We start from the raw sequence: 22,593 nt of genomic DNA on the forward strand, positions 1-22,593 counted from the left end.
GGCCTTCCTTATCCCCTCGCGCTTGCATATGCGCGCTCGGGCTTTTTCGGCACCCTGACGTCTTCATGGGCCCGCTCCTTCCCGCACGGTTCTCCCATGCCATGGCGTTCGCCAACATCGACACCCCTCGCCAATCGTCGAACGCGCGCACAACCCGTAACCGCGCATCGCGCCAGCGGCGCAGACGGCGTTTAGCCGTTGCACCTCCTGGTCACATCATCGCCAAAGGGGGACACATGGAACTACGCCGTATATGCGAACGTGCGACCCGGCTATTCCGTTTTCGCAGGTGGGCGAAGGGGCGTCAGGGGGTCGTATAAACGACCCCCATGGACAATACGGCCAAACTACAAACGCTCCCCGAGAACTCGCGGCCAAAGTTAGCCATCTGGGAGAAATTGAAAAACGAAGGAAACGCAACACGGGATACAATAAAGAAAAGGGCATAGACACGCCTGGAAGGAGGAGCGCGATGGGCAACGTGAAACGCGAAAATAGACTGCTGTTTTGCGCACTTGCGTTGTTCTTCTTCGTATTCCTTGAGTCGACGCTGTTCTTCCAAGCCAACCTAGCTCAACCTGGAGGGCATGGCCCCTTCCTTTCGCAGTTCCCTATTCAGGGTGCCAGCGCCCTGGGCCTGCTGGCTTTTCCCCTTAATAACCGTCTTGTCGGCGAAAAGGGCCGGCCTGTGTTCATGGGGACCGTCACCGTCCTTGGGGTCGCATCCCTTGTCGGCGTCGTTTTCGCGTCGTCGCCGCTGGTGATCGCATGCATGGGCGCGGTCGGGTTCTTCCTTATCGGGCTTGCCGGCGCCACCGTGTACTGGGCAACGTGCGTGAGGTCGCGCAGCATCGCGCGGTTCGCAACGTTGATCGGCAGCAGCCACGCGCTTGGCGTGCTCGCGCAAATCCCCCTGCTCGAATTCACATCGAACCATCTGGTCGAGGCCGTCGTGCTTTCCGCGAGCATCATCGCCCTCGGCGTGATCAACGCGCGCATATGGCCACCCCGATCCGCGCTTGCAGAATTTTCCGCACAGCGGGAACAGCGCAAAGGCAAGCGCCTCGAAAGCAGCAAGTTCGCCGGATGGCGCCTCGATCATATGACCCCTCGCACCGCCGTCATCGTGATTTTCGCCTTGGTGCTGCTTTTCTCCGTGCTGTTCAACACGCTCTACACCTTTATAGACATTGGCTCGCCCTGGACCAGCCAATACACCAACATCACGCCGCGCGTTCTGATGGCAGTCGGAGGCTTCGCCGGCGGCGTGTTATTCGACCTGCACCGGGCGCGTTACCTGGGCATCGCCATGTTCTGGATGATGCTGCTCTCGGTCGGCGCAATGCTCGGGGTGGAGGCAGGCGGGCCGTACGTTGTCGGAGAGGTCGTCTACTTCCTGGGCTCGGGCGTGTTCATGACGTTCTATACCGCGGTGTTCGTCTGGATAGCGCAGTTCCTGCGCGCACCCGACCTGTGGTGCAGCATGGGACGAGCGCTCAACAACGTGACCGCCATCGCGATCGGCGCACCCGCGCTGCTGGCGATCAACCTGACGAGCCCCATAGCCGTTGTCGTGCTGCTGATCCCCCTGATCATCGGCATCAACGCGCTGCTCTTCGCCGCCGGCATGCTTGATTTAAACCCGCGCCCGAGGGGTGGCGAAACCGGAGGACGTGCCGGAAAGCAAGCCGGCGCCCCCCCCGGCTCCGCCGGCAACATCACGCCAGGTCAAGCGGCAACAAGCAAGCGCACGCCTGTTGCCAGCGAAGCCGCACATGGCATCGCCAATGGCGACATGCCCGTCAAATCGTCAGCAACCGATCATGTGCCGGAAGCCGCGGAAGGCCCGGCACCCGGCGCCGCGCCTTCCGTAGACGATGCCGCCATCGACCCCGAAGCGCACCTTGCGGATTTCGCCGGCCGTTTCTCGCTCACGCCGCGCGAGACCGAGGTGCTTGCCGCCGTCACCGCCGACGAGCGCCCGCTCAAGCATGTGGCCGCGGACATGGGCATCTCCCTGCGCGTGCTCCAACGGCACCTGACCTCGCTGTATCAGAAAACCGGCACGCAATCCCGCGTCGGCCTCACGAAACTGTTCTGGGAGTAGCGCCCTCCGCTCGGCCACGTCTCCGCACCCGCCCCTTCGCCCGGCCCGGCCCGCACGCAAAGCCTTCGCGCCAACGAGGGTCGCCAGGAGGCTACGTCATCAGCCGGCAAAACCCCGCGAAACCGTGCGCCCACTTCCCCACCGCGGGCAGTCCTTCTCACCCCGAACGGCGCAGACATCCCATAACACGCGAAAACCCCGCCGCAACCGATGTTGCGACGGGGTTTTGAATCTCAAAAGGCGCAGTCGCGCGACTTCCCTTTAGTGAAGCACCGGCTTAGGCGGCGTTGCGCTTGGCAGTTGCCACGATGGTCTTCACTCCCTTGACGGCCAGCACCACGGCCAGCACGAACAGCAGCACAGCCAGCAGCGCCTGCACGGCGGGGGCGAAGATGTCGCCGCCCTTCATGATGAGCAGGGTCTTCTGATAGAACGTGATGCCCAGCGACGTGAGCGTGGCCGCCAGCATGAAGCCCATGGGCACGAAGAACATCTTGTTGTTGCGGCCCGCGTTGCCCAGCCATGCGCACACGGCCAGCAGCGCCAGGGCGGCCAGCAGCTGGTTGGCGGCACCGAACAGCGGCCAGATGATGGTGTAGCCGGTCATGCCCAGGAACACGCCGATGACCACGGTGATGATAGTGGCGACATAGGGATTCGTCATGACCTTGCGCACGCCCGTCAGGTCCTCGTGCTTCACATCGACGGGGGTCCACAGCTCCTGGAACATGTAGCGGGCCAGGCGGGTGGCAGTGTCGAGCGAGGTCAGGCAGAACGCGGAAACGGCCAGGATGAGCAGCGCATATGCCAAGCCCTGCACGTCGGCCAGGCCGGGGATGCATGCGAGCATCTGGGACAGGCCGTCGGCGAAGACGGCGGTCGGGGAGGCATAGCCGCCCGCGGCGTACTTGCTCCACACGAAGCCGACGGCGCACAGCGAGATGACCGCCAGCAGGCACTCGATGAGCATGCCGCCGTAGCCGATGGGCTGCGCTTCCGCTTCCCTATCCAGCTGCTTGGACGTGGTACCGGAAGCGACCAGGCTGTGAAAGCCGGAGATGGCGCCGCAGGCGATGGTGATGAACAGCGCCGGGAACAGGAATCCCGATGCGGCGGCCTTGTTCGTGATGGCCTTGCCGGCCTGGTCGACGAGGGCCTGGCCCGTGGAGGCATCGAACGCGGCGTTCGTGGCGACGAAGCCGGTGAACGCAGGGATCTGCAGGTTCGAGGCGGCGCCCATAAGGGATGCGCCCACGATGCCGATGACGGCCAGCAAGATCATGCCGTACAGCAGGTAGCTGGACAGGTAGTCGCGGGGCTGCAGCAGGATCCACACGGGAGCGACCGATGCGATCAGGATGTACACGCCCAGGATGATCATCCACGTGTTGTAATCCAGCGACAGGGAGATGCCCATGAGCGGCAGGTTGTAGCCGATGGCCACCATGATGACGATCAGCACGATGGCGGAGGCGATGTTCACCGGGCCGGGGATGTTGCGGCCGCGCGTGAGGATGCCGTAGACGACGGCGACGCCGATGAAGATCACCGAGATCATGGCCGTCTGCTGGTTGGCCAGGTTCGTGGCCGCCTTCGTGCCGTCCAGATCGGGTACCACGGCGAACGTGTTCGCCACGATGGAGGCGAACGCGGCCACCACCAGCAGCAACGTCAGGTACGCGAAGATGCAGAACAGCTTCTTCGCCGTGTTGTCGATGTTCTCCGCGACCACGACGGCCAGCGTCTGGCCCTTATGGCGCAGCGACGCGAACAAACTGCCGAAGTCGTGCATGGCACCGAAGAAGATGCCGCCGATGAGCACCCACAGCAGCACGGGCACCCAGCCGAACACGGCCGCCTGGATGGGGCCGTTGATGGGGCCGGCGCCGGCGATGGACGAGAAATGATGACCCAGCACCACGTACGGCGGCGCGGGAACGTAGTCAACGCCGTCTTCCAGTTCGTGCGCCGGAGTCGGATTCTTGGGATCGACCCCCCATTGCTTCGCCAGCCATCCGCCATAGAAGATATAGCCGATGACCAAGATGACCGCAGCAACAAGGAGGATAAGCAATGCGTTCATGGAACCCTCTTCTGTTTTGCGTTTCCGTTGCTAGGAACGCGGCAGCAGGTTGGCCTCCAACGTGGTTTTCAGCTGCTTGCCCGCCGCGTTCGTTATCACGCGGTTCGCAGAGAGGTCGGCGACGGCCACCCGAAGGTCGGCCCAGCCGCGGATGCCCAGGGCGAAGTTCTTGCGGAAGCGCGTTTTGCGCACCGCCTTCGCCGCTTCCTGGGTGCAGGAATCCGCAACGATCACCAGGGATATGGCCGAGGACATATGGTTCGGCTTAGGAACCACCTTTTTGAGCCCATCGTGTTCCATGAACGACACAAGATCGCGCACCTGAGTTTCGTCCAAGGCATCGGCGAGGACGAAGAACAGATACTCATGCGTGTCGACTTCCCATAGCTTCGCGCTTTTGACCAGCACATACTTTTCGCCATAGGAATGGAACTCGGCATACCCGGGGAAGGTGCGACCGGCGTACTCGTATCCCCGTCGCACATCGAACCATTGCTCGTGTGCAGCGAGAATACGCTTCAGCACCAAGTGTTTTTCGTCCTTTGCCCGGGAGGGTTGCTCCTCGGACCGAAGGGCTGGCTCCCCAACGCGCACGGCGGCCTGTTCCTCCGCCTTGCGCCTGGATTTTCCCGAAGCATCCGTCTGTTCGACTGGATGGCCGGTGCCTTTGACACCTGTCTGAATAGCCGTTCGATCGCTCAAAAACCCGCAAACTCCTTCAGCATCTTGCCTAGCTCCGCGTCTTGCGTGCTTTTTCATTGTAGTGCTTTGGTAGGATTTTAAAGACTGAAAAGGTACACGTTTTCCAAAATAATGATGAAAAGCATTCATGGCAAACATTGGGAATCGAAGGGTTTTGCGCATATGCACAAAACCCGGTGAACGCAAAAACGCCCGGAAGGCGAACCTTCCGGGCGTTTGGTTATCCGTTGTCGGGGGCCAACGGCCCACCTGCCCGCAAGCTGTGCCGATTCGGCAGGGATGCTTGCGACAACGTTATCGGTTTTGCCTTCGATTAGGCGGGACTGTTAGTCCTCCCAAGCGAAGTCGGCCTCGCCGTTGAACACCTTCAGGGCATCGGCAACGGTATAGTCGGCCAGCGTGATGGCGCTGATGGCCTTGGTCAGGCGGACAGCCTCGTCCAGGCTGCGCTGGTGGATGTTGCGGCCGGTGGCGTTGCCGTCTGCGCCGCCCACGTGGATCTGGTCGTGCAGCTGGGTCAGGAACGTCTCGGCATCAACGGTGGAACCGCCGGCGCAAACCAGGCCCGTGCGGCCTGCTGCCATGGAGGCGACCTTCAGGGCCTCGGCGGCCGTGCGCTTGTCGTCGCCCTCGGGCTTGGGCGGGTTGACCTTCACGAAGTCGGCGCCCAGGCACAGCGCGACGCCGGCGGCGCCGGCGATCAGGTCCGGGTCCTTCTCAGCGGTGACGGCCTTGCCGCGCGGGTAGATCCACAGCACGACCAGCAGGCCGTTGGCGTGGGCGGCGGCGATGAGCTCGCCGGCCTCGGCCAGCATGGTGGACTCGTACTCGCTGCCCAGGTAAATGGTGTAGCCCAGGCCCACGATGTTCACGCCGTTGTCGCGCATGGCGAGCACGGCCTCCAGGTCGTACAGCTGCGGGCTGTACGGATCTTCCTGGGCGGTCTTGACCAGGTTGGTCTTGGAGTTCATCTTCACCAGGTAGTTGATGTTGGGGTAATCGGCGGCATACTGCGCGATAAGACCACGCTGGCCAGCCAAAACGCCGCACACGCCCTGATCGCCGATCTTGAAGAGGTGCTCCGGCTCGGCATCGGCGATGTCGATGCCCTCGCCGTAGAAGTCCTTGTTCAGGTGCTCAACCTTCTGGTCGCACGCGAACAGCATGAGACGGCCCGTGCCACGGGTTGCCTTCATGTAGTTGTCGACGTACGTCTCGCGGACGTCCGCCAGGACGTCGGCAGGTACCTTCACCTGGTCGCGAGTGATCTTGGGCATGATGTTCCTCCTTATAGGATGCAAGTTCCAAGAAAACGGCGCAGCACGCGCCGCATGTCTGGGTTCATTTTAACGAAGCGGCAACCCCGCCGCGCCTATCCACGGAAAAAAGCCGCGACCAGCTCGGCAAGCGGCCACTCGCCGGAGCTTTCCCACCGCTGAGGACGCCAGGCGCAAGGGTACCCGGCATAGGCCCTCCCCCAGCAACCTCAGGGGATAGAAAGCAAAGCTCCCGAGATAGAAACCAAAAACCTCCGGGATGCCAGCAAAGTCAGCGAGGGGCCCTGCGGTGCGTCGTATCGCCCTGAAGCAAGCAGGCATTGGCCTTTGGGCCATGCCTGCGCAGCTGAAGGGCGAGACGGCGTGCCGCAGGGCCCCGCAACGTCGAGTAAGTCCGCTTGCCGACAGGCAAGCGGAACAGTTAGAACCATTCTCGTTTGTTGATGACGTACATCTGCTCGAATTCGGTTTGGGACTTCGATAGATAGAAGATGCCCTCGACGATGGCGATGACCCAAATGGCCCATGAAGCCACCGACAACGTGAGGATGCCGCCCAAGATGGACGTGCCCAGCATGATGAAGCCCGAGGTGTTGTAGCCCAGGTAGAACTTGTGCACGCCGAGCCAGCCTAGGAACAGCGCGAGCAAGCCTGCCGCCACATGGTCCTTTTCGCCGACCGCGGGCGCGACGTAGGGCTGTTGGTACCCGTATTGCGCCTGCTGACCGTACGGGTTCTGCGGCGGCACGGACCCGTAGCCTGGCTGCGCCCCATACGGCTGCTGGGTCGCCTGCGCTTGCGGCTGAGGTTGCGCGTACGGCGACCCTTGCTGGGGCGCGGCGTACGGCTGGGCCGGCTGCTGGGCGCCGGGTTGCTGCACGTAGGGCTGGCCCTGCGCCTGTTGCGCATCGGGCTGCCAAGCGGTGGCTGGCGGAGTCGGCTGCTGAGGCTGCGGTTGCGAGCCAAACGATGCCGGCTGAGCAGGCTGAGCGGCATACGACGCCTGCTGCGCCTGAGCATACGGCTGCGGCTGCGATTGCGCCCCCTGCGAATCAACGGGCGCGTCCGCAGGCTGCGCGTATGGCTGCGGTTGTTCGGACGCCATGCGCAGACGTGCTGCGTCGAGGCGTTCCTGTGCGGCCTTCAACTGCGCCTCGGCGGCGGCAAGCTCGTCGGCTGCGCTGCGTTCGTTCATCGAATCCATAGCGTTTCCTTTACCTTTTCTTCCCCAACTTCTCGACCACGCCCATCAGCTGCTCGCGGAAGATCACGCACACCACCGCGACCACAGCCAGCACCGCGAGCATGACGATGCTCTGCCACACGTTTCCATCAACCAGGCCGCTTGCCGCATACGTGGAGACCAGGATGCCCGGGATGCGGCCGATGTTGGACAGCAGCAGGAACGTGCGCATGCGCATATCGGTCAACGGCACCAGGTACGTGAAGATGTCCTTCGGCATACCGGGGATGAGGAACAGCACGAACACGATGAGCTCCAGCTTGCCGGACCGCTCGAAACGATCGAACTTATCCATCCACTTCTCGGACACCATATCCTTCACGAACGGCGCGCCCAAGCGGTGCACCACCATGAACACGAACGCACTCGACAAGATGCTGCCCAGCAAGATGACCAGGCCGCCTATCCAAGGACCGTAGAGCATGCCGGCGGCCATCTGTGTGGCCTCGCCGGGGATGAACGCCACCACGATCTGCAGGAACTGCAGCGCCAGCAAGATGAGGAAGCCCATGGGACCGGCGTTGCGTACGCTGTCGATGACCTGGTCGATGCCGCCGGGCTCGAACATCATGTGGATGTAGGGCCACACCAACCAGCTGACCAGGCTTACAATGCCGACGAACGCCGCCAGGCCCACGATCTTGAAGATATCGCCGCGGCGCACAGGCCTGCCGCGCACCTGCGTTTCCTCGTTTGCTTTCTGTTGCAGCTCTTCCTTGCGCTCATGCGCGCGCTCGCGAAGACCCTGATGCTGCCTTTGCTCGCGCTTCTTCTTACGGGCCGCCTTGTTCTTGCGCTTGACGGCGCCCCTTTTGCGGGTGTTCGATTGCGCTCTTGCTTCCTTGCGCTTCAATTAGCCCACTTCGCTTTCCGGCTTAGTCGCCGTTTCGTGCCTTGTCGTACTCGTCTTTGAACGCGGCGAACATGTTCTTCTTTTTCGGGGCGGCCTTCTTCTTGGTGCTCGAGGCCTTGCTCGAAGAAGATGCCTTGTTTGCGGAAGCGACCTTCTTCTGCCCATCCGACGGAGCCACGGCCTTGTCATATTCGGCTTTGAAGTCCTGGAACATGTGCTTGGACTTGCTGATCTGCTTGCCCGTGGCGTACGCGCCCTTGTTGACCGCCTCGCCGGTTGCGGCGGCCGCCTTGCTGACCACGGGTTTCGCCTTGTCGACGGTGGTTTGCACCTTGTCGACGGCGACGGCGGTTGCAGCGCCGGCCTTCTCGGCCACGCCGCCCTCGCTGTTCAGGTTCGCCACCTGGGGGGAGACGAGCATAGCGCCAAGCTGCACCTCTTCGCCCTCCATACCCTCGGCGCCCATGTTGGCCAGCGCGGCGCCCATGCCGCGCTTGAAGCCGCGCACCATGTCGGCGGGGATGGTGCGCTTGCCCAGCAGGGCGTTCGATGTTGCGCCGTTGTCGGTTTCGAAGCAATCCACCGTGCCCGTGAGGCGGTTGAACGTGACGTTGCCCACGATGCCGTAGGACTCGCCGTCCTCGCTCATAACGGGAAGGCCCACCCACAGCACGCAGTCGTCCCAGTTCAGGCCTTCTTTCTTGCAATAGGCCTTGCCGCTTGCGGCGGCATCGGGGCGGATGATGACGCGGCCGTCCACCAGGTCGTAGCCGTCGATGGGGACGAACACGTCGGCGCGATGGAACATCCATAGCAGGTCGGGGCGCTTCACCACGAAGCCGATGACGCGTTTCTCCTTCGGGTGGAACACGAAGCGGCGGATCTTGCCGATGCGCTTCGTGCCCTTCTTGCCGCCCAGAACGCGCGTGCCGGTCAGCTCATGGGTGGTGATGAGTTTGCTTGCCATGGAAATCCCCTTATACAGCATGAAGCGGCGCGCCGAAACCTGCCTAAGGCCGGACACGCCGCTTCGGTATCACGATTGGAATAGGATGCTATTCGGCCTTCGGCTCCTCGGCCTGCTCAGCTGCCTCGGCGACCGCTTCCGCAGCGGGCTCGACGGCCTCGGCCACGGCCTCGACGACCTGCTCGGTTGCCTGACCGGTTTCCTCGGCGTTCTTGGCCACCTGGGAAGCGATGCGCTGGCGCGCAGCTTCGATCTTGTCACGCAGCTCGTCGTTGTCCTGAGTGAAGGACGGCTTCAGGTTGCTGGCCACCTCCTGCACGCGGGCAGCGGCCTGACCGGCCACTTCCTGGCCTTTGGCCTGCACGGAAGAGACGACCTCCTGGCCGCGGACGGCAGCGCTCTGATACACCTGCTGGGCGTTCACGCCGGCGTCGGCGCTGATGTTCTGCGCCTGACCCCAGGCCTCGTTCACCTTTTCGGCAACCATGGTGCGGGCTTCCTGGCCCGTACGGGGAGCGCACAGCAAAGCCGCCACGGCACCAACGGCTCCACCTGCGAGAAAGATACCAAGTTTGTTGCTCATCACGGCCTCCTAAATATGCGGGACGATCATCTGTGCTGCCATTATACGAGCAAGCCAACAAGGACTTGCCGACTTTCCAATACCTGCAGAAAAAGGTTGCCTACTTGTTAGATTGCGAAGAGCCCGGATAAAGCTCGGGGGCCGCAAAGGCCCCCGTTATCTGCCGATTTACGCGTCCAACGCGCTTTCGACCAGCTCATTGAGAAGATTGGGCAACGTAAGGCCCGCGGCTTTGGCCGCCTGCGCGAACGGGGCCTCGGCGGAGAAGCACGGGTTCGCCACGGCTTCCAAGATGATGGCCTGCGCGCCATCCCAGATCAGGTCGATGCAGCCGCAGTCGCGCATGCCCAGAGCGCGATAGGTTTCCAGCACCGCGCGCTCGATCTCGGCACGGATGGCCTGGGCATCGGCCTCGCTCGGGGACAGCGACGCGTTGCGCACGGGAACGTGCAGCTCGACGGCGTCAGAGGCCTGTCGCGCCGCGGCGTCGTACCAGCCCTCCTTCGCCACGATCTCCACTGGGGGCAGCGCGAAGGCGTTCCAACCCGTGCCGATGACGGGCACGCTCAGCTGCACGCCCTCGGCCCACGGCTGCACGAGCGCCCGCTCGCAGATCTTCAACGCCTCGCGCAGCGCCTCTGCCAGCTGTTCGGCGTCCTCGACGCGGGAAACGCCATGGGCGGAGCTGCCGGACGCAGGCTTCACACACAGCGGGAAGCTGACAGGAAAACGGCTTTCCACCTGGGAAAGCGCCGCTTCCATGCCCCACAGCTCGAACGCGCGGCGCGAAAGCGTCAACGTTTGCGGAACCGTTGCCGTGACCAGGTCCTCCGTGAGGTTGTGGTACGCCTGGAGCGCCTCGGCGAGCGCCGCCTTGTCGTAGGCGAGGCGGCACACCGCCGCGCTGCTGCCAACGCACGGCAGGCCGATCGCGGAGAGCGCGTCCTGGATGTCGCCGGATTCGCCGTCACCGCCGCGCAGGCAGCTGATGGCCGCATCGGGCTGCGCGCGCAGCAGATCGTCGATGAGGGAGCCGTCCGCCTGGAACAGCTCGGGTTCGTGCTCGGCCTCTTTCAGCGCCGCCATCACGTCGTTCGCCGCGGCAAGCGAGCGCTCGGCCTCGAACGCGCCGCCTGCGATCACCGCTATCTTCAAGCCCATTTCGGGCCTCCTTTCCCTGTATGTTGCGCGTTACCCGCACAACAGCTTGTTGAGAAACGCCACGGAATCCCGCATGGCCCTTAGGGCCACCAAGTCGTCGGCGAAGCTCACGTCTATGCGGGCGATGCCCGCCGCCTCGTCCAGCCATTCGCTGGTGCCCACGATGGGGCGATCGTGCATTGTGCCCGCCACATGGGGCGACACGCTCGGAGCGGCACCGGGCAGCGTGAACCACTGCCCCGATTCCGCACGAACTTGCAGGTCAACCACTAGATGTTCCAACAAATGCGGCAGCGGGGTGCAGTCCATGACCGCGGCGAACGTGGTGCCGCGCTCGTTGACGCAGGCATGCTGCGCCAACGTGGGGACCATGGCCAGCACGCGCGACATCAGCTGGGGCGAGGTGACGCGCGGGGCGGCGCCGAACGCCACCCGGCACACCAAGTGCCCGCGCCGCACCTCCATGCACTCGACACGGACGGGGTCCGTCAAAGCGTCCCCGCCCGCGCAGACACCGTCATGCATCATCGCAACGACCCGTTTTTCAGCTGCTCGAGGGTCACCGCGTTGCTGCCCGCCGATTCGATGCCGCCTTCGGCCACCGCGCCGGTGAACTCTTGCGAACCGGAGCCTCTGGAGCCATCGGCGGAATCGCCCGTCGCATCCGCGCCGGCAGCTTCGCCGTCAGCGGTTTCGCCATCGGAAGCTTCGCCGTTGCCCGCGTTGCCCGGCGCGTCGTCCGCGGAGGACGCGTCGGCGTCCTGGGCCGGGGCCGAGCTTGCCGGCGCCGCCACGGCGCCTTCACCCGGCGTGCGATCGAGCACCGTCACGCCGTCGACGGCCTCCTCGCGCGGGGCTTCCTTGCCCTGCAACCCGGTAATGAGCTGGCCGAACTGCCAGCCGATATCGCTGAACAGGTTGCCCCAGAACGAGAACCCGTCGCCGTCGGTGATGACCAGCTCGCTGCGGTCGGCGGAGAAGCGGTAGCGCCCCTGCCCCTGCAGGTCCCCGAACGTGAACGTGATGGTCTTCGCCCCCGTGTCGAGCGTGTAGCCGTAAGCGACGTCGCTGGTCAGATGGATCTCCTGGCCATCGACCGTGACCAGGGACGTTGTACCGTTCGCGTACCACGCGCCTTGGAAGTCGGCGGCGTCGTCATAGCGAAGCCAGCGACCCCACGAGAACGAGCCCACCGTGACCACCACCACGGCAATCGCCACCAACACGGCGACAACGGGCCAGGTCAGGTGCAGCTCGGACAAGTTGAACGGGAGCTTGCGCGCCGTTTCGCCGGCCTGGGATCCCTCTCCGGCTTCCCCGCCTTGCGCGACATCGCCTTCGGCAACGCCCTGACCTGCAGCATCGGCGCCTTCGCCTTCTCCGGCGCGCTTGAGCATGCGCTGCCGGCGCTCCAGCCTGCGTTTAGCGGCCTCACCTGCAATGGCGGCGCGAGCGGCGTCCTTCGCTTGCTCGGCATCGGCCTCGGAGACGGCCCCCTCCATCTGCTTCGCCTGATCGGAAGCGGTTTTCTCGGCCTTTGCGACCGAGAAGCGCTTCAGACGGCGCTTCAGCGCGGCGCCTTTGCCTTCCGCCGTGGAGGCCTGCTCGGCAGGCGCAGCGGATTCCCCGGACGCAGACGCCGGGGCGTTCCCGTCACCGCCCGGCTGCACCGAAGGGACGTTCAACGGCTTGCGCGCCTTCGTCGGCTTGCCGGTTCCGCGTTTCGTCACGGAAGGCCTCGACGGTTGCGAGACCGAAGGCCTGGCAGGCTGCGGGGCGGTTTGCGGGGAAGAAGATCCCGCAGAGGGCCCGGCAGGCTGCGCAGCGGAAGACCCCACAGGCCGCGGGGCGGGCTGCCGCGCAGATTGCGATGCACCCGTTTCCCCAGCCTGAGCTGGGGCGGCCTGGTTCGCCGCCTGGTTCTGCTTCAGGCGCGTCGAGCTTTGCGGCATGGCGATGCGCCGCTTGGGCTTGCCCGGTGCCGCCACCTGGGCGCCGGCCTGCTTCGCCGCGCTCGCGGCGGCGTCGTTCGACCCCGCCGCAGCCGCCTCGGGACGCGCCTCGGGACGGGCGATCGCCTTGCCCTTAACGGAAGGGCGCGCCGGTTTGCCCGGCGCGCCCTGTTCGTTATTCTGCTTCGGTGGCTTTCGTTTCGTTACCACGTGCAAAATACCTTATCTACGTGCAGTTTTCCTTCAGAATGCCGCGCCGGCTTTACGCCTGGTCACCGATGACCTCGACGCCGCCCATGTAGGGGACCAGCACCTCGGGGACCTTGATGGTGCCGTCTGCCTGCTGGTAGTTCTCCATGATGGCGGCCATGGTGCGGCCCACCGCCAGGCCGGAGCCGTTGAGAGTGTGGACGTAGCGCGAGCCCTTGAAGTTCTCGGGGTCGCGGTACTTGATGTTCGCACGACGCGCCTGGAAGTCGACGCAGTTGGAGCAGGAGCTGATCTCCTTGTAGGCGCCGTAGCTGGGCAGCCAGACCTCCAGGTCGTAGGTCTTGGCGGCGGAGAACCCGATGTCGCCGGTGCACAGGCTGATCACGCGATACGGCAGGCCCAGCAGCTGCAAGATGTTCTCGGCGTCGTTGACCATGGACTCCAGCTCGTCGTAGCTTTCCTCGGGCTTGGCGTACTTGACCATCTCCACCTTGTCGAACTGGTGCACGCGGATGAGGCCGCGCGTGTCGCGACCGGCGCTGCCGGCCTCCTCGCGGAAGCACGGGGTGAACGCGCAGTAGTGAAGCGGCAGGTCAGAGGCCTCGAGCACCTCGCCGGAGTGGATGTTGGTCAGCTGCACCTCGGCCGTGGGGATCAGGTAGAGGCCCTCACGAGTTTTGAACAGGTCGTCCTCGAACTTGGGCAGCTGGCCGGTGCCGGTCAGCGTGTCGGCGTTGGCCATGGCCGGGCACCACCACTCGGTGTAGCCGCGGCTGGTGTGCGTGTCGGCCATGAAGTTGATGATGGCGCGCTCCAGGCGTGCGGCCTGGCCGCGCAGCAGGACGAAGCGGCTGGCAGCCAGCTTCACGGCACGCTCGGGCTCGAGCATGTGCAGGTCGGCGCCCAGGTCCCAGTGCGGCTTCATCTGGATGCCCTCGGCCTCGAAGTCGCGCGGGGTGCCCCAGCGGCGCACCTCGGGGTTGTCGTTCTCGTCATCGCCCACGGGGGTGGTGTCGGCCGGCATGTTCGGCGTGCGCAGCAGGATGTCGTGCAGCTCGGAATCGGCGGCCTCGCGCTTGGCGGAGACGGCGGCCAGCTGGTCGTTGATCTCGCGGACGCGCTCCTTGGCGGCCTCGGCCTTGTCCTTCTCGCCGGCGGCCATCATCTGGCCGATGCTCTTGGACGTGGCGTTGCGCTCGGCCTGCAGGGCCTCCTCCTCGGTGATGGCGGCACGACGGGCTTCGTCAAGTTCGGAGAAGCGCGACGCGTCCCATGAAGCATGACGGTTCTTCATCGCCTGGGCGACGGCTTCCTGGTTTTCGCGAACGAACTTAAGATCTAGCATTGCGCGCTCCCCTTCTATAAATCGGTTGTAGTAGAGCAGTTTCCCAGTATAGCGCAGCGAACGCGCGTGCGGCGTGGGCGATGAGGAGCCTTCACGGGAGCGGCATGCGAAGGCGCAGGGATCGCAGCTATGTGATAACAGCGCAATAACAAGCTCATGCAGCAGCGCGCGAAGGGCGCCGGCGATAATGGGGACATGAAAACGATCACGAACATAGCCGACCGGCTGTTCCGCAAGGTGGAGCCGGTCGATTCCGCTTTCGGAAGCGAAGCTGCCGAGGCAGCCGTAGAAGGCGCTGCAGGGGAAACCGGAGCGCAAGCCAAGTCGCAAACCGGGGCCGTTTTCCCCGCCGAAACCCGCACGCCGGCGTTTTGCGCCATCGACTGCCCGGGTCGCTGCCCGCTTGAGCTGCACCTGCGCGACGGCGAGCTTGCGCGCGTGTCGGCGAACAAGGCCGCCCCCGCGTGCCACCGCGGGCTGTCCATGCGCGCGTGGGCGAACAGCCCCGACCGCCTTATGTGGCCCCTTCGCCGCGTCGGGCCGCGCGGCTCCGCGCAATTCGAGCGCGTGACTTGGGACGAAGCGCTTGACGAAATAGCCGACCGACTGGCCCGCATCCGCCGCGAGCACGGCAGCGAGTCCATCTACCTGGCTTACACCACCGGGCAATCATGCACCACGGCCGACCCGTTCGAGCGGTTGATGAACTGCTTCGGCGGCTTCCTCGACCACTACAACAACTATTCGAATCCGCAGATCAACGCCATGGTGCGCAGCATATACGGGCCCGGCGCGCTCTACCCTGGCGGCAGCGAGCTCGACGCCGCCGCCGATGCGCGGCTCGTGCTGGTGTTCGGCGCTTCGCCAGCGGAAACGGGGACGGGCCGCGCCACCTGGCACGGCGCCTGGGACCGCGTAGTCGAGCAGGTGGGCGAACGCGACGGGCGCATCGTGATGGTGGACCCCCGCCGCAACGGCTCCATTCCCAAGCGCAAGAAGTCCGCGAGCAGCGAGCGCGAGGGGCAGGCGTCGGCGGTTTGCGACGCATCGCTGACAGGCAGCAGCACGCACAAGGGACGGCCAGCGGCACCCGCTAGCGGCGGCGCGCTATCAGCCGATGCCGCGCCAGGCGGGAAAACCGTTTCCTGGTTGCCCATCAACCCTGGGACCGACGGCGCGCTGGCGGCGGCGCTTTTGCATGAGCTGGCGTTCACGCACAACGCGCTGGACTGGGATTTCCTGCGCGAGCGCTGCATCGGGTTCACCGACAAGACGCTACCCGAACGTCGGCGCGGCCTTGGTCTTTCCGTAATGGATTACCTGCGCGGCACCGGCTACGAACATGTGGCGAAAACGCCCGCGTGGGCCGCGGCGATCACCGGCATCCCCGCGGACGACATCCGCGAACTGGCCGCGCAGCTTGCCACTGCACGGCCCGTGTTCATCATGCAGGGCTGGGGTCCGCAGCGTCGCAGCAACGGCGAGATGACCAGCGGCATGATCATGATGCTGGCAGCGGCGCTCGGCCAAGTTGGCCTGCCCGGCACGAACAACGGCATGAACATCGCCTGGGGCGGCGGCTTCCTCACGCGTGTTTCCGCAGGTAAGAATCCTGTTCCCTTCCGCATCCCGGCGTATCGGTTCCTCGATGCCATCGAGAACGGGGAATCGCTGGGCACACGCGAAGGCGTTCGCGGGCTGCCAGAAGCGGGTTACGTTAATGCGGGGGGATCCGTCTTCGCAGCGGAAGGGAAGCCAGAGCAATCTTCCCCTGGCAAACGTGCAACAGATTCCGTACAACATCAAGATAGCGCCGCACACCTTCCCAGCAGCATCAAGGCGATCATCTGCCACGGCGGCAACTGCCTGACCAACCAGCACGGCGATGTCAATCGCGCGCACCGCGTGCTGGGCGACCCTTCGAAGTGCGAGTTCATCCTGAACGTGGACGTGGAGTTCACCGATTCCGCACGCTACGCCGACATCGTGCTACCCGACTTGTTCCGCATGGAGCAGGAAAGCGCGATGGATGCCGACACCCGGGGCCGGCGCATCGCTGTCAGCACCGGGGAGCTGGGCGCGCGCTTCGAGCGTCGCGGCGCCTGGAACACGTGCGTTGAGCTGGCGAAACGCTGGGAAATCGAAAACGCGTTCACCGAAGGGCGCACAGAAGGCGAATGGATCCGTCGTCTGTATGAGGGCGACCGCGATCGTAGCACCGGGTTGCCAACGTTCGACCGGCTGCTCGAGGATGGGCTCGCCTGGCGGGCCGACCGCGCCGAGCCGTTCGTAGCGCTAGCCGATTGGCGACACGACCCCGATGCGCATCCGCTGGACACGCCGTCGGGCAAGATCGAGCTGTTCAGCGAACTACTTGCCGCCGCTGCCGAAACGCTACGCGACACGCCCGACGAGGGCGCCGTCACGCCCATCCCCACCTACGTACCCGAATGGGGCCCAGCGGAGTTCGCCGTTGAACGGCCCGCAACCGACGGGGCGCAGGAACCGGACGCTGAGCTGCGCGCGGACGGCCACGGATGCGAATCGGTCGCATTCCTTCCCGCAGGCGGCCGGGAATGCGAATCGGACGCCGAACTTCCCGCAAACGGTCGCAAAAGCGAATCAAACACCGAACCCGCCTGCGACCAGCCGCTTCGCGTGTTCGGCTTCCATAGCGTCGCGCGCATCCATTCGTCATGGGGCAACGTGCCCGCCGTTTCGCGGCGCGTGCCGCAGGTCATCTCGATCAACCCCGCGGACGCCGACGCACGGGGCATCGCAACCGGCGACCTGGTGGAGGCGTCGAACCGTTTCGGCACGCTGCGCCTTCCCGCGCACGTCACCGAAGACGTGATCGCCGGAACCATCGTCATGCCGCAAGGAGCCTGGTGGCAAGCGGAAAGCCGCGGCACGCAAAACGCACCCGGGGCCACCAGCGCCCGCACCGCCTACCCCGTCGACATCGGCGGCTGCGTCAACACACTCACTACCAGCCGCCCCTCGCCGCTAGCGTTCGGCAATCCCCAACACACCTGCTGGTGCCGCCTTCGCAAACCCTGACACCCGGGGACGGAGGCCATCCGTCAGGAACCGTCCACCCTGCCTGACGGTTCGGACGCTTAGTCCTACGTCCGACCAAACCGTCCGACCGTCAGGCCCTCGAGGCCTTCAGACTCTTGCGGTTTGTTGCTAATCGTCGGTTGTTCTTCGTTCTTGGCGCGACCGGATCGGAAACGGTGTAGTATACTTTGGCTTTGTAATACGCGCCTTCGAGCGCTTGCGAACGAACCGTTAGGAACAGCATGGATTGGATCGGCCTGTACCACTTTCTTTTCGAGACATATGCCGGCATGGGCATTATGATCGGTGCGGGTCTTGTCATCAGCCTTATCGCATGCATCATCATGGAACGTCGCACCCGCAAAACATTCGTCGACCGCCCGAAGGGCAAGGACGACTGGTCCTTCTTCGACGATGACGACGAGGAAGACTCGGAATAACCACGCGGCGGCCACTCACTCACACCTGCCGCCGAACCGCCCCGCAACGCCAATACGCGGGGCGGTTTCTTTTTTGCCCGAACGCAAAAGAGCCCGCAAGCACGGCGCTTGCGGGCTCTTCGTTTCCCGTTTTGAAGCTACAGCGCGAAGCCGATGGCATCCAGCACGTACTTCGGCACCATGAAACGCACCGTCTTCTGCGGGTCCACCATCTGGCACACCTGCACGTCGGCGACCAGCGACAGCAGCATGACCAGGTCGGCCTCGGACTCGTTCGTGCGAGAAGCCAGCAGGTCGACCATCTGCTGAACGGCCAGCTCAGCGGCCGCATCCAGCGATTCCGCGGACACGATGATGCCGAAATGCGTGTCGTTCTCGATCAGCGGGTTCACCAGCTTCAGCTCGGGCATGGCCGTCAGCGTGACGGTGGCGTAGCCCGCAACCTCGGCGCCGGAGACGCTGACCTCGCCGTCGCCCATGGCCGCGTGCATGTCGCCGCAGCCGAACAGCGCACCGTCGACCGCCACGGGGAAGTACAGCGTGGCGCCGGTGGTGATCGCCGTGTTGTCCATGTTGCCGCCGTGGCTGCCCGGCGTGCCGCAGTTCACCGGCTCGCCCTCGGGAGCCACGCCGATGACGCCGATCATGGGGCGCAGCGGGATGTTCAGACGCTCATCCCAGGCCAGCGTGTTGCCCTGGATCTTGCAGTAATGCGTGGCCCACTCGGTGAAGCGGTTGCCGCACACGCCCTCGTCCTGGCCAGTAGCGGAGCAGGTCTGCTCATCGAACTCGATGTTGTCGATGCGCACCTTCAGCGCGCCGCCCGCCTTCGCGCCCTCGACGAACACCGGGCCGGTTGCCGGGTTGACGGCGTCCCAGTCCAGATCGTCCATGGTGTCCTGAGGGCCGGTCAGTTGGTTGCTGAAGCAGTCCTTCGTGCGGATGCGCACCGTCTCACCGGACTTCACGGTCAGCACCGGCTCAAGATCGCGGTCGAAGAAGAACAACGTCTTATCGTCGTTAAGCTCGATCATAGGTTTCCTTCCTATTCATGTAAGGCCGCGGCACCGCGCCGTCGGCCGTTCTTGCGTTATCCCGCAACGCCGCTTCGTCCTAACGTCAAGGGCGAAAGCTATTCGTCGCTCTCGTCATAATACTCGGGGTCGGGCAGAAGATAGGCGGCGAACAGCATAATGCCCGCGGAAACGACCAACGAAGCCGCATCGGCAGGATCGGTGAAGGCGGATGCGGAAGGGGCCCCGCAAATCGCCGCCAAAACGAACCCGGCCACCAGCACCGCCGAGCCCGCCAGTACGCCGAAGGACGCGAACAGCCGCGTGGGGCGCCAACGCAGCAGGGCGCACGCACCCGCCGCAAGCACCCAGCTCGCCGTCATGATCCACGTGCCCGGTTCCAACAGCATGGCCGCCATCCGGTCGATCACCGCATCGCTTGCAAACGCCGCCGCCGAGAAATGCCAGGTAGCAAGCATATCCCACCCCATGAACGAGGCGCTTCCCAAGCCTGCCAGCATGAACCCGCATAGCACTTGGAACGCCGCGGTCGCCATCGCCGCAACCGGGCGCAGCGCAAAACCCGCCGCCAACGGGCCGAGCGGCCCCAACCCGATCGCGCCGGCAAGCGGCGTCGCCAGCGCGGCGTTCGCGGTCGCGTTGCCCGCGCGGCCCAGGTACCACCACCATACGCCGGTGCCCGCCAGCAGCACGCATCCCGCGGCAGGCACGCCGCACATCACCAGCATGGCCGACAGGGAGACGAACCCCAACAGCGCTCCCAGATGAGGGCGAAGCGCGCCGGCAAGCGCGATGAGCAGCAGCAACCCCCAGAACAGGGGGTTGGCAAACCCTTCGGTCTGCGAGATGTTCTGCAGCGACAAAAACGCCAGCAGCGCCGACCCCGCCGCGCCACACGCATGCGAGCCGAAGAACACCAGCTCGGGGGTGATGCGATCGCGCAACGGGATGCCCGGCTCGCGAGGCTGCGGCTCAGGCTCCTCTTCCTCCTCCGGACCGGCCACGATGTCGGCCAGCTCCGCGCGACCCTTCGCCGGATCGCCCAAAAACGGCGAAAGCTCCTCCGCGAAATCCGCCACCGACTCGTAGCGTTCCTCGCGCTCAGGGTCCAAAGCGTAGAAGATGGGGTCGTCCGCGGCCGGGTCGAGGTTGTCCCAGCACAGCGACGGCAGCACCAGCTCGCCGTCCTCGATAGCTTCCTGCGCCTGGAACAGGTTCGGCGCCAAGAAAGGGTTCTCACCCGCCAGCATCTCGTACGTCACCGATGCGAGCGCCCACTCGTCGCAACGCGCGTCAAGGTTCTCCTGGCGCATCTGCTCAAGCGGCATGTAGCCGATGGTGCCGCCGCCAGCCACGCCGAATCCCTGCGCGTCCGCCAAGGTCGCCAGACCGAAATCAGTCACCTTCACCTGGCCCGATGCGTTGATGAGGATATTGTCGGGCTTGATGTCCAGATGCAGCACGCCGTTCTCATGCGCCACCTCAAGCGCATGCGCCACCGCCTCGAACACGGCGGCGACCACATCGAGCGTCAGCCGATCGTCATGGTCGCGCAACAGCTCGGTGAGCGTCATGCCTTCGACATATTCCATGATCAGGTACGCCGTGGAATCCTGGATCTCGAAGTCGTACACCGCGACGATGCTCGGGTCCGACAGCATGGCCGCCGTACGGGCCTCGTCCAATCCGGGGATGCGCGAGAGCGTGCGCACCAGCGGGCGGCTGGCAGGGTCGACCGCATTCGTCAGGCTGACCGACTGACCGGGCAAAAGCTGGTTAGGGAACGAATCGGCGCTCGGCGGGTCCGCAGAATCGAATCCCGCAAAGCGGGGCCCAACTTCACGGGCGGGAGCGCTCGCCGGCTCCGCCGACGCATCGGAGCCGTCGGGGACCCCAGCATCCTCGACCCCCGCAAAACCCGCTTCCTCGGGCAAATCTTCCCAAGGGGGAACGTCCGCCGGATCGATGGCGGTCGCCGAAGATGCCGCAGAACCCGCCGTATGCGCGCCTGTTACGCCGAAGCTTTGAGAACCAGCCGAGCTTTCGCCATGTTCATCAGGAGAAATATCGAGCGCATCTGCCCCGGGGAGAGCGGCGCGCAACAACTCGGCCTCGGACAAGGGGATGCACTTGATGGCCACCTTGCGCTGGATGCGCGTATCCCATGCCACCTGCACCGTGCCGAAGCCGCCGGCCCCCGCCTTGGCAAGGGGCTTGTATCGATTGAGTATCAGCTGCGTTTTAGTCATGCGCACATTATATTGCAGGCACTTGCGCGCCATAGGTACATCAAATCCATTCGCTACAATCGGCAGCCTAAGCAACAACAGAAAGGCCGCCGTTGAAAGATAACCGCACGCTTTCGCTTCCCCAGCGCATCGCCGCAGCATTAGCCGCCCTGGCGCTGGCGTTCTCGTTCGCACTTCCCGCAACGGGCTGTACCGTCAGCATCGGCGATAACGCCGCTGAATCCGGCAGCTCCATCAGCAGCTCAGACGGAAACGCCGGCACGTACGGCGACTCCGGCGACGCGCGATCCGCGCAGGCGACCATCGCCGACATCCCTGCGTATACCGGCGCGCTGTGCATCGATATCAACCATGGCATGCCCGGGTTTACGGCGCAGGACGAGGTGCGCGGAACGTTCACGCAGTTCAGCGACCTAGATTTCGAAGGCCGCTGCGGCACCGCTTTCGCACGCATCGGACCCGACACCGTATGCAACGAGAAGCGCGGCGACATTTCGCAGGTACACCCAAGCGGGTGGGTGCAGCGCAAATACAGCTTCGTCGACGACGGCATGCTGTACAACCGCAGCCACCTGATCGCGCACCAGCTATGCGGAGAAAATGCCAACGAGAAGAACCTGATCACGGGCACGCGCACGTTCAACGCGGTGGGCATGCTGTATTACGAGGAGCTGGTGGGCGACTATGTGCGCAGCACGGGCAACCACGTGCTCTACCGCGTCACCCCGCTGTTCGCCGCAAACGACCTGGTGGCGCGCGGGGTTCAGATGGAAGCGAAGTCCGTCGAGGACAACGGCGAGACCATCCAGTTCAACGTGTTCGTGTACAACGTGGAACCGGGCGTTGCCATCGACTACGTGACCGGCGAAAGCTGGGAATCGTCCGAAACCCCGCAGGTCACCAGCAAAGGCAGCGCCACCATCACCACCGCAGCAGCCGCACGAGCGGACAAGGCAGCAGCGGGAAGCGCCAACGGGAGTAAAGCCGACGGCGAGAGTAGCAGCGGGAGCGGCGCCGGCGGGGCCGGCAGCGAGAGCAACACCAGCGATGCCGATGGAGCCGGCAGCAACAAAGCCAGCAGCCAAGGCGCGTCCGAGCAGCAGGACTACATCTTGAACGTGAAGAACAAGAAATTCCACAAGCCCGACTGCTCCGCCGCCAGCGACATCTCAAACGCAAACAAGCAAGACTTCACCGGCACCCGCGACCAACTCATAGCCCGAGGCTACTCCCCCTGCGGCATCTGCAAACCGTGAGCTAATACGGAAAGGCCTTGAGAGCCGGAGCAATCAGTCCGATCATCAATGGATTGCAACAGGGCAAAATC

General features: G+C 64.5%; 17 protein-coding genes. 4 read left to right on the forward strand and 13 right to left on the reverse strand.

Going from position 1 to position 22,593, the window contains the following annotated elements; genetic code table 11:
• Positions 1–472: 472 nt before the first annotated feature.
• The gene (locus SFHG_RS00440) at positions 473–2,107 is read left to right on the forward strand and encodes a helix-turn-helix transcriptional regulator (protein ID WP_042432152.1); all 1,635 of its coding nucleotides are present in this window, start codon (positions 473–475) and stop codon (positions 2,105–2,107) included.
• A 277-nt stretch (positions 2,108–2,384) separates the two neighbouring features.
• On the opposite strand, the gene SFHG_RS00445 is transcribed toward SFHG_RS00440, so the two are convergent.
• The 11 genes from SFHG_RS00445 to serS all read right to left on the reverse strand — a co-directional run bounded on the left by SFHG_RS00445 (position 2,385) and on the right by serS (position 14,483).
• Complete coding sequence (locus SFHG_RS00445) at positions 2,385–4,190, reverse strand: carbon starvation CstA family protein (RefSeq protein ID WP_042432155.1); 1,806 nt, start codon at positions 4,188–4,190, stop codon at positions 2,385–2,387.
• Positions 4,191–4,220: 30 nt separating this feature from the next.
• A complete protein-coding gene (locus SFHG_RS00450; RefSeq protein ID WP_222859223.1) occupies positions 4,221–4,949 on the reverse strand; it encodes a DUF8052 family protein in 729 nt (242 codons plus the stop codon).
• Positions 4,950–5,218: 269 nt separating this feature from the next.
• Positions 5,219–6,169, reverse strand: a complete 951-nt coding sequence (locus SFHG_RS00455; protein ID WP_042432161.1) for a beta/alpha barrel domain-containing protein — start codon at positions 6,167–6,169, stop codon at positions 5,219–5,221.
• Positions 6,170–6,590: 421 nt separating this feature from the next.
• A complete protein-coding gene (locus SFHG_RS10020; RefSeq protein ID WP_052297732.1) occupies positions 6,591–7,373 on the reverse strand; it encodes a TM2 domain-containing protein in 783 nt (260 codons plus the stop codon).
• Between the two features lie 10 nt (positions 7,374–7,383).
• Entirely contained in the window at positions 7,384–8,265 is an 882-nt protein-coding gene (locus tag SFHG_RS00465; RefSeq protein ID WP_081468852.1) for a TVP38/TMEM64 family protein, read from the reverse strand.
• Positions 8,266–8,287: 22 nt separating this feature from the next.
• The gene (locus SFHG_RS00470) at positions 8,288–9,232 is read right to left on the reverse strand and encodes a PRC-barrel domain-containing protein (protein ID WP_042432164.1); all 945 of its coding nucleotides are present in this window, start codon (positions 9,230–9,232) and stop codon (positions 8,288–8,290) included.
• An 88-nt stretch (positions 9,233–9,320) separates the two neighbouring features.
• Positions 9,321–9,815 (reverse strand): YtxH domain-containing protein, encoded by a 495-nt coding sequence (locus tag SFHG_RS00475; protein WP_042432167.1) that lies wholly within the window; start codon positions 9,813–9,815, stop codon positions 9,321–9,323.
• A 168-nt stretch (positions 9,816–9,983) separates the two neighbouring features.
• Entirely contained in the window at positions 9,984–10,976 is a 993-nt protein-coding gene (locus SFHG_RS00480; protein ID WP_052297733.1) for a D-alanine--D-alanine ligase family protein, read from the reverse strand.
• A gap of 30 nt (positions 10,977–11,006) precedes the next feature.
• Positions 11,007–11,468 carry a cyanophycin synthetase family protein gene (locus SFHG_RS00485; RefSeq protein ID WP_202898021.1) on the reverse strand — a complete coding sequence of 154 codons (462 nt, stop codon included), beginning with the start codon at positions 11,466–11,468 and terminating at the stop codon, positions 11,007–11,009.
• A 32-nt stretch (positions 11,469–11,500) separates the two neighbouring features.
• Positions 11,501–13,138 (reverse strand): hypothetical protein, encoded by a 1,638-nt coding sequence (locus SFHG_RS10025; protein WP_052297734.1) that lies wholly within the window; start codon positions 13,136–13,138, stop codon positions 11,501–11,503.
• 52 nt (positions 13,139–13,190) lie between these two features.
• The gene (serS, locus tag SFHG_RS00500) at positions 13,191–14,483 is read right to left on the reverse strand and encodes a serine--tRNA ligase (protein WP_042432170.1); all 1,293 of its coding nucleotides are present in this window, start codon (positions 14,481–14,483) and stop codon (positions 13,191–13,193) included.
• 195 nt (positions 14,484–14,678) lie between these two features.
• On the opposite strand from serS, the gene SFHG_RS00505 reads away from it, so the two are divergent.
• Together SFHG_RS00505 and SFHG_RS00510 are read left to right on the forward strand one after the other, a co-directional pair.
• Positions 14,679–17,543, forward strand: coding sequence for a molybdopterin-dependent oxidoreductase (locus SFHG_RS00505; protein WP_162096549.1), 2,865 nt, complete (start codon positions 14,679–14,681; stop codon positions 17,541–17,543).
• A gap of 242 nt (positions 17,544–17,785) precedes the next feature.
• Complete coding sequence (locus SFHG_RS00510) at positions 17,786–17,983, forward strand: DUF6724 family protein (protein ID WP_042432175.1); 198 nt, start codon at positions 17,786–17,788, stop codon at positions 17,981–17,983.
• A gap of 137 nt (positions 17,984–18,120) precedes the next feature.
• Here the strand turns inward: SFHG_RS00510 and SFHG_RS00515 are convergent, their stop codons facing one another.
• Both SFHG_RS00515 and SFHG_RS00520 read right to left on the reverse strand, forming a co-directional pair.
• Entirely contained in the window at positions 18,121–19,017 is an 897-nt protein-coding gene (locus tag SFHG_RS00515) for an acetamidase/formamidase family protein (RefSeq protein WP_042432178.1), read from the reverse strand.
• A gap of 98 nt (positions 19,018–19,115) precedes the next feature.
• The gene (locus SFHG_RS00520; RefSeq protein WP_042432180.1) at positions 19,116–21,299 is read right to left on the reverse strand and encodes a serine/threonine-protein kinase; all 2,184 of its coding nucleotides are present in this window, start codon (positions 21,297–21,299) and stop codon (positions 19,116–19,118) included.
• A gap of 59 nt (positions 21,300–21,358) precedes the next feature.
• Between SFHG_RS00520 and SFHG_RS00525 the strand changes: the two genes are divergently transcribed.
• Positions 21,359–22,522: a DNA/RNA non-specific endonuclease gene (locus SFHG_RS00525; RefSeq protein WP_052297735.1), complete on the forward strand. Its 1,164-nt coding sequence runs from the start codon at positions 21,359–21,361 to the stop codon at positions 22,520–22,522.
• The last annotated feature ends 71 nt before the right edge of the window (positions 22,523–22,593 follow it).

The organism is Senegalimassilia anaerobia JC110 (genome assembly GCF_000236865.1).
GTDB classification, from domain to species: domain Bacteria; phylum Actinomycetota; class Coriobacteriia; order Coriobacteriales; family Eggerthellaceae; genus Senegalimassilia; species Senegalimassilia anaerobia.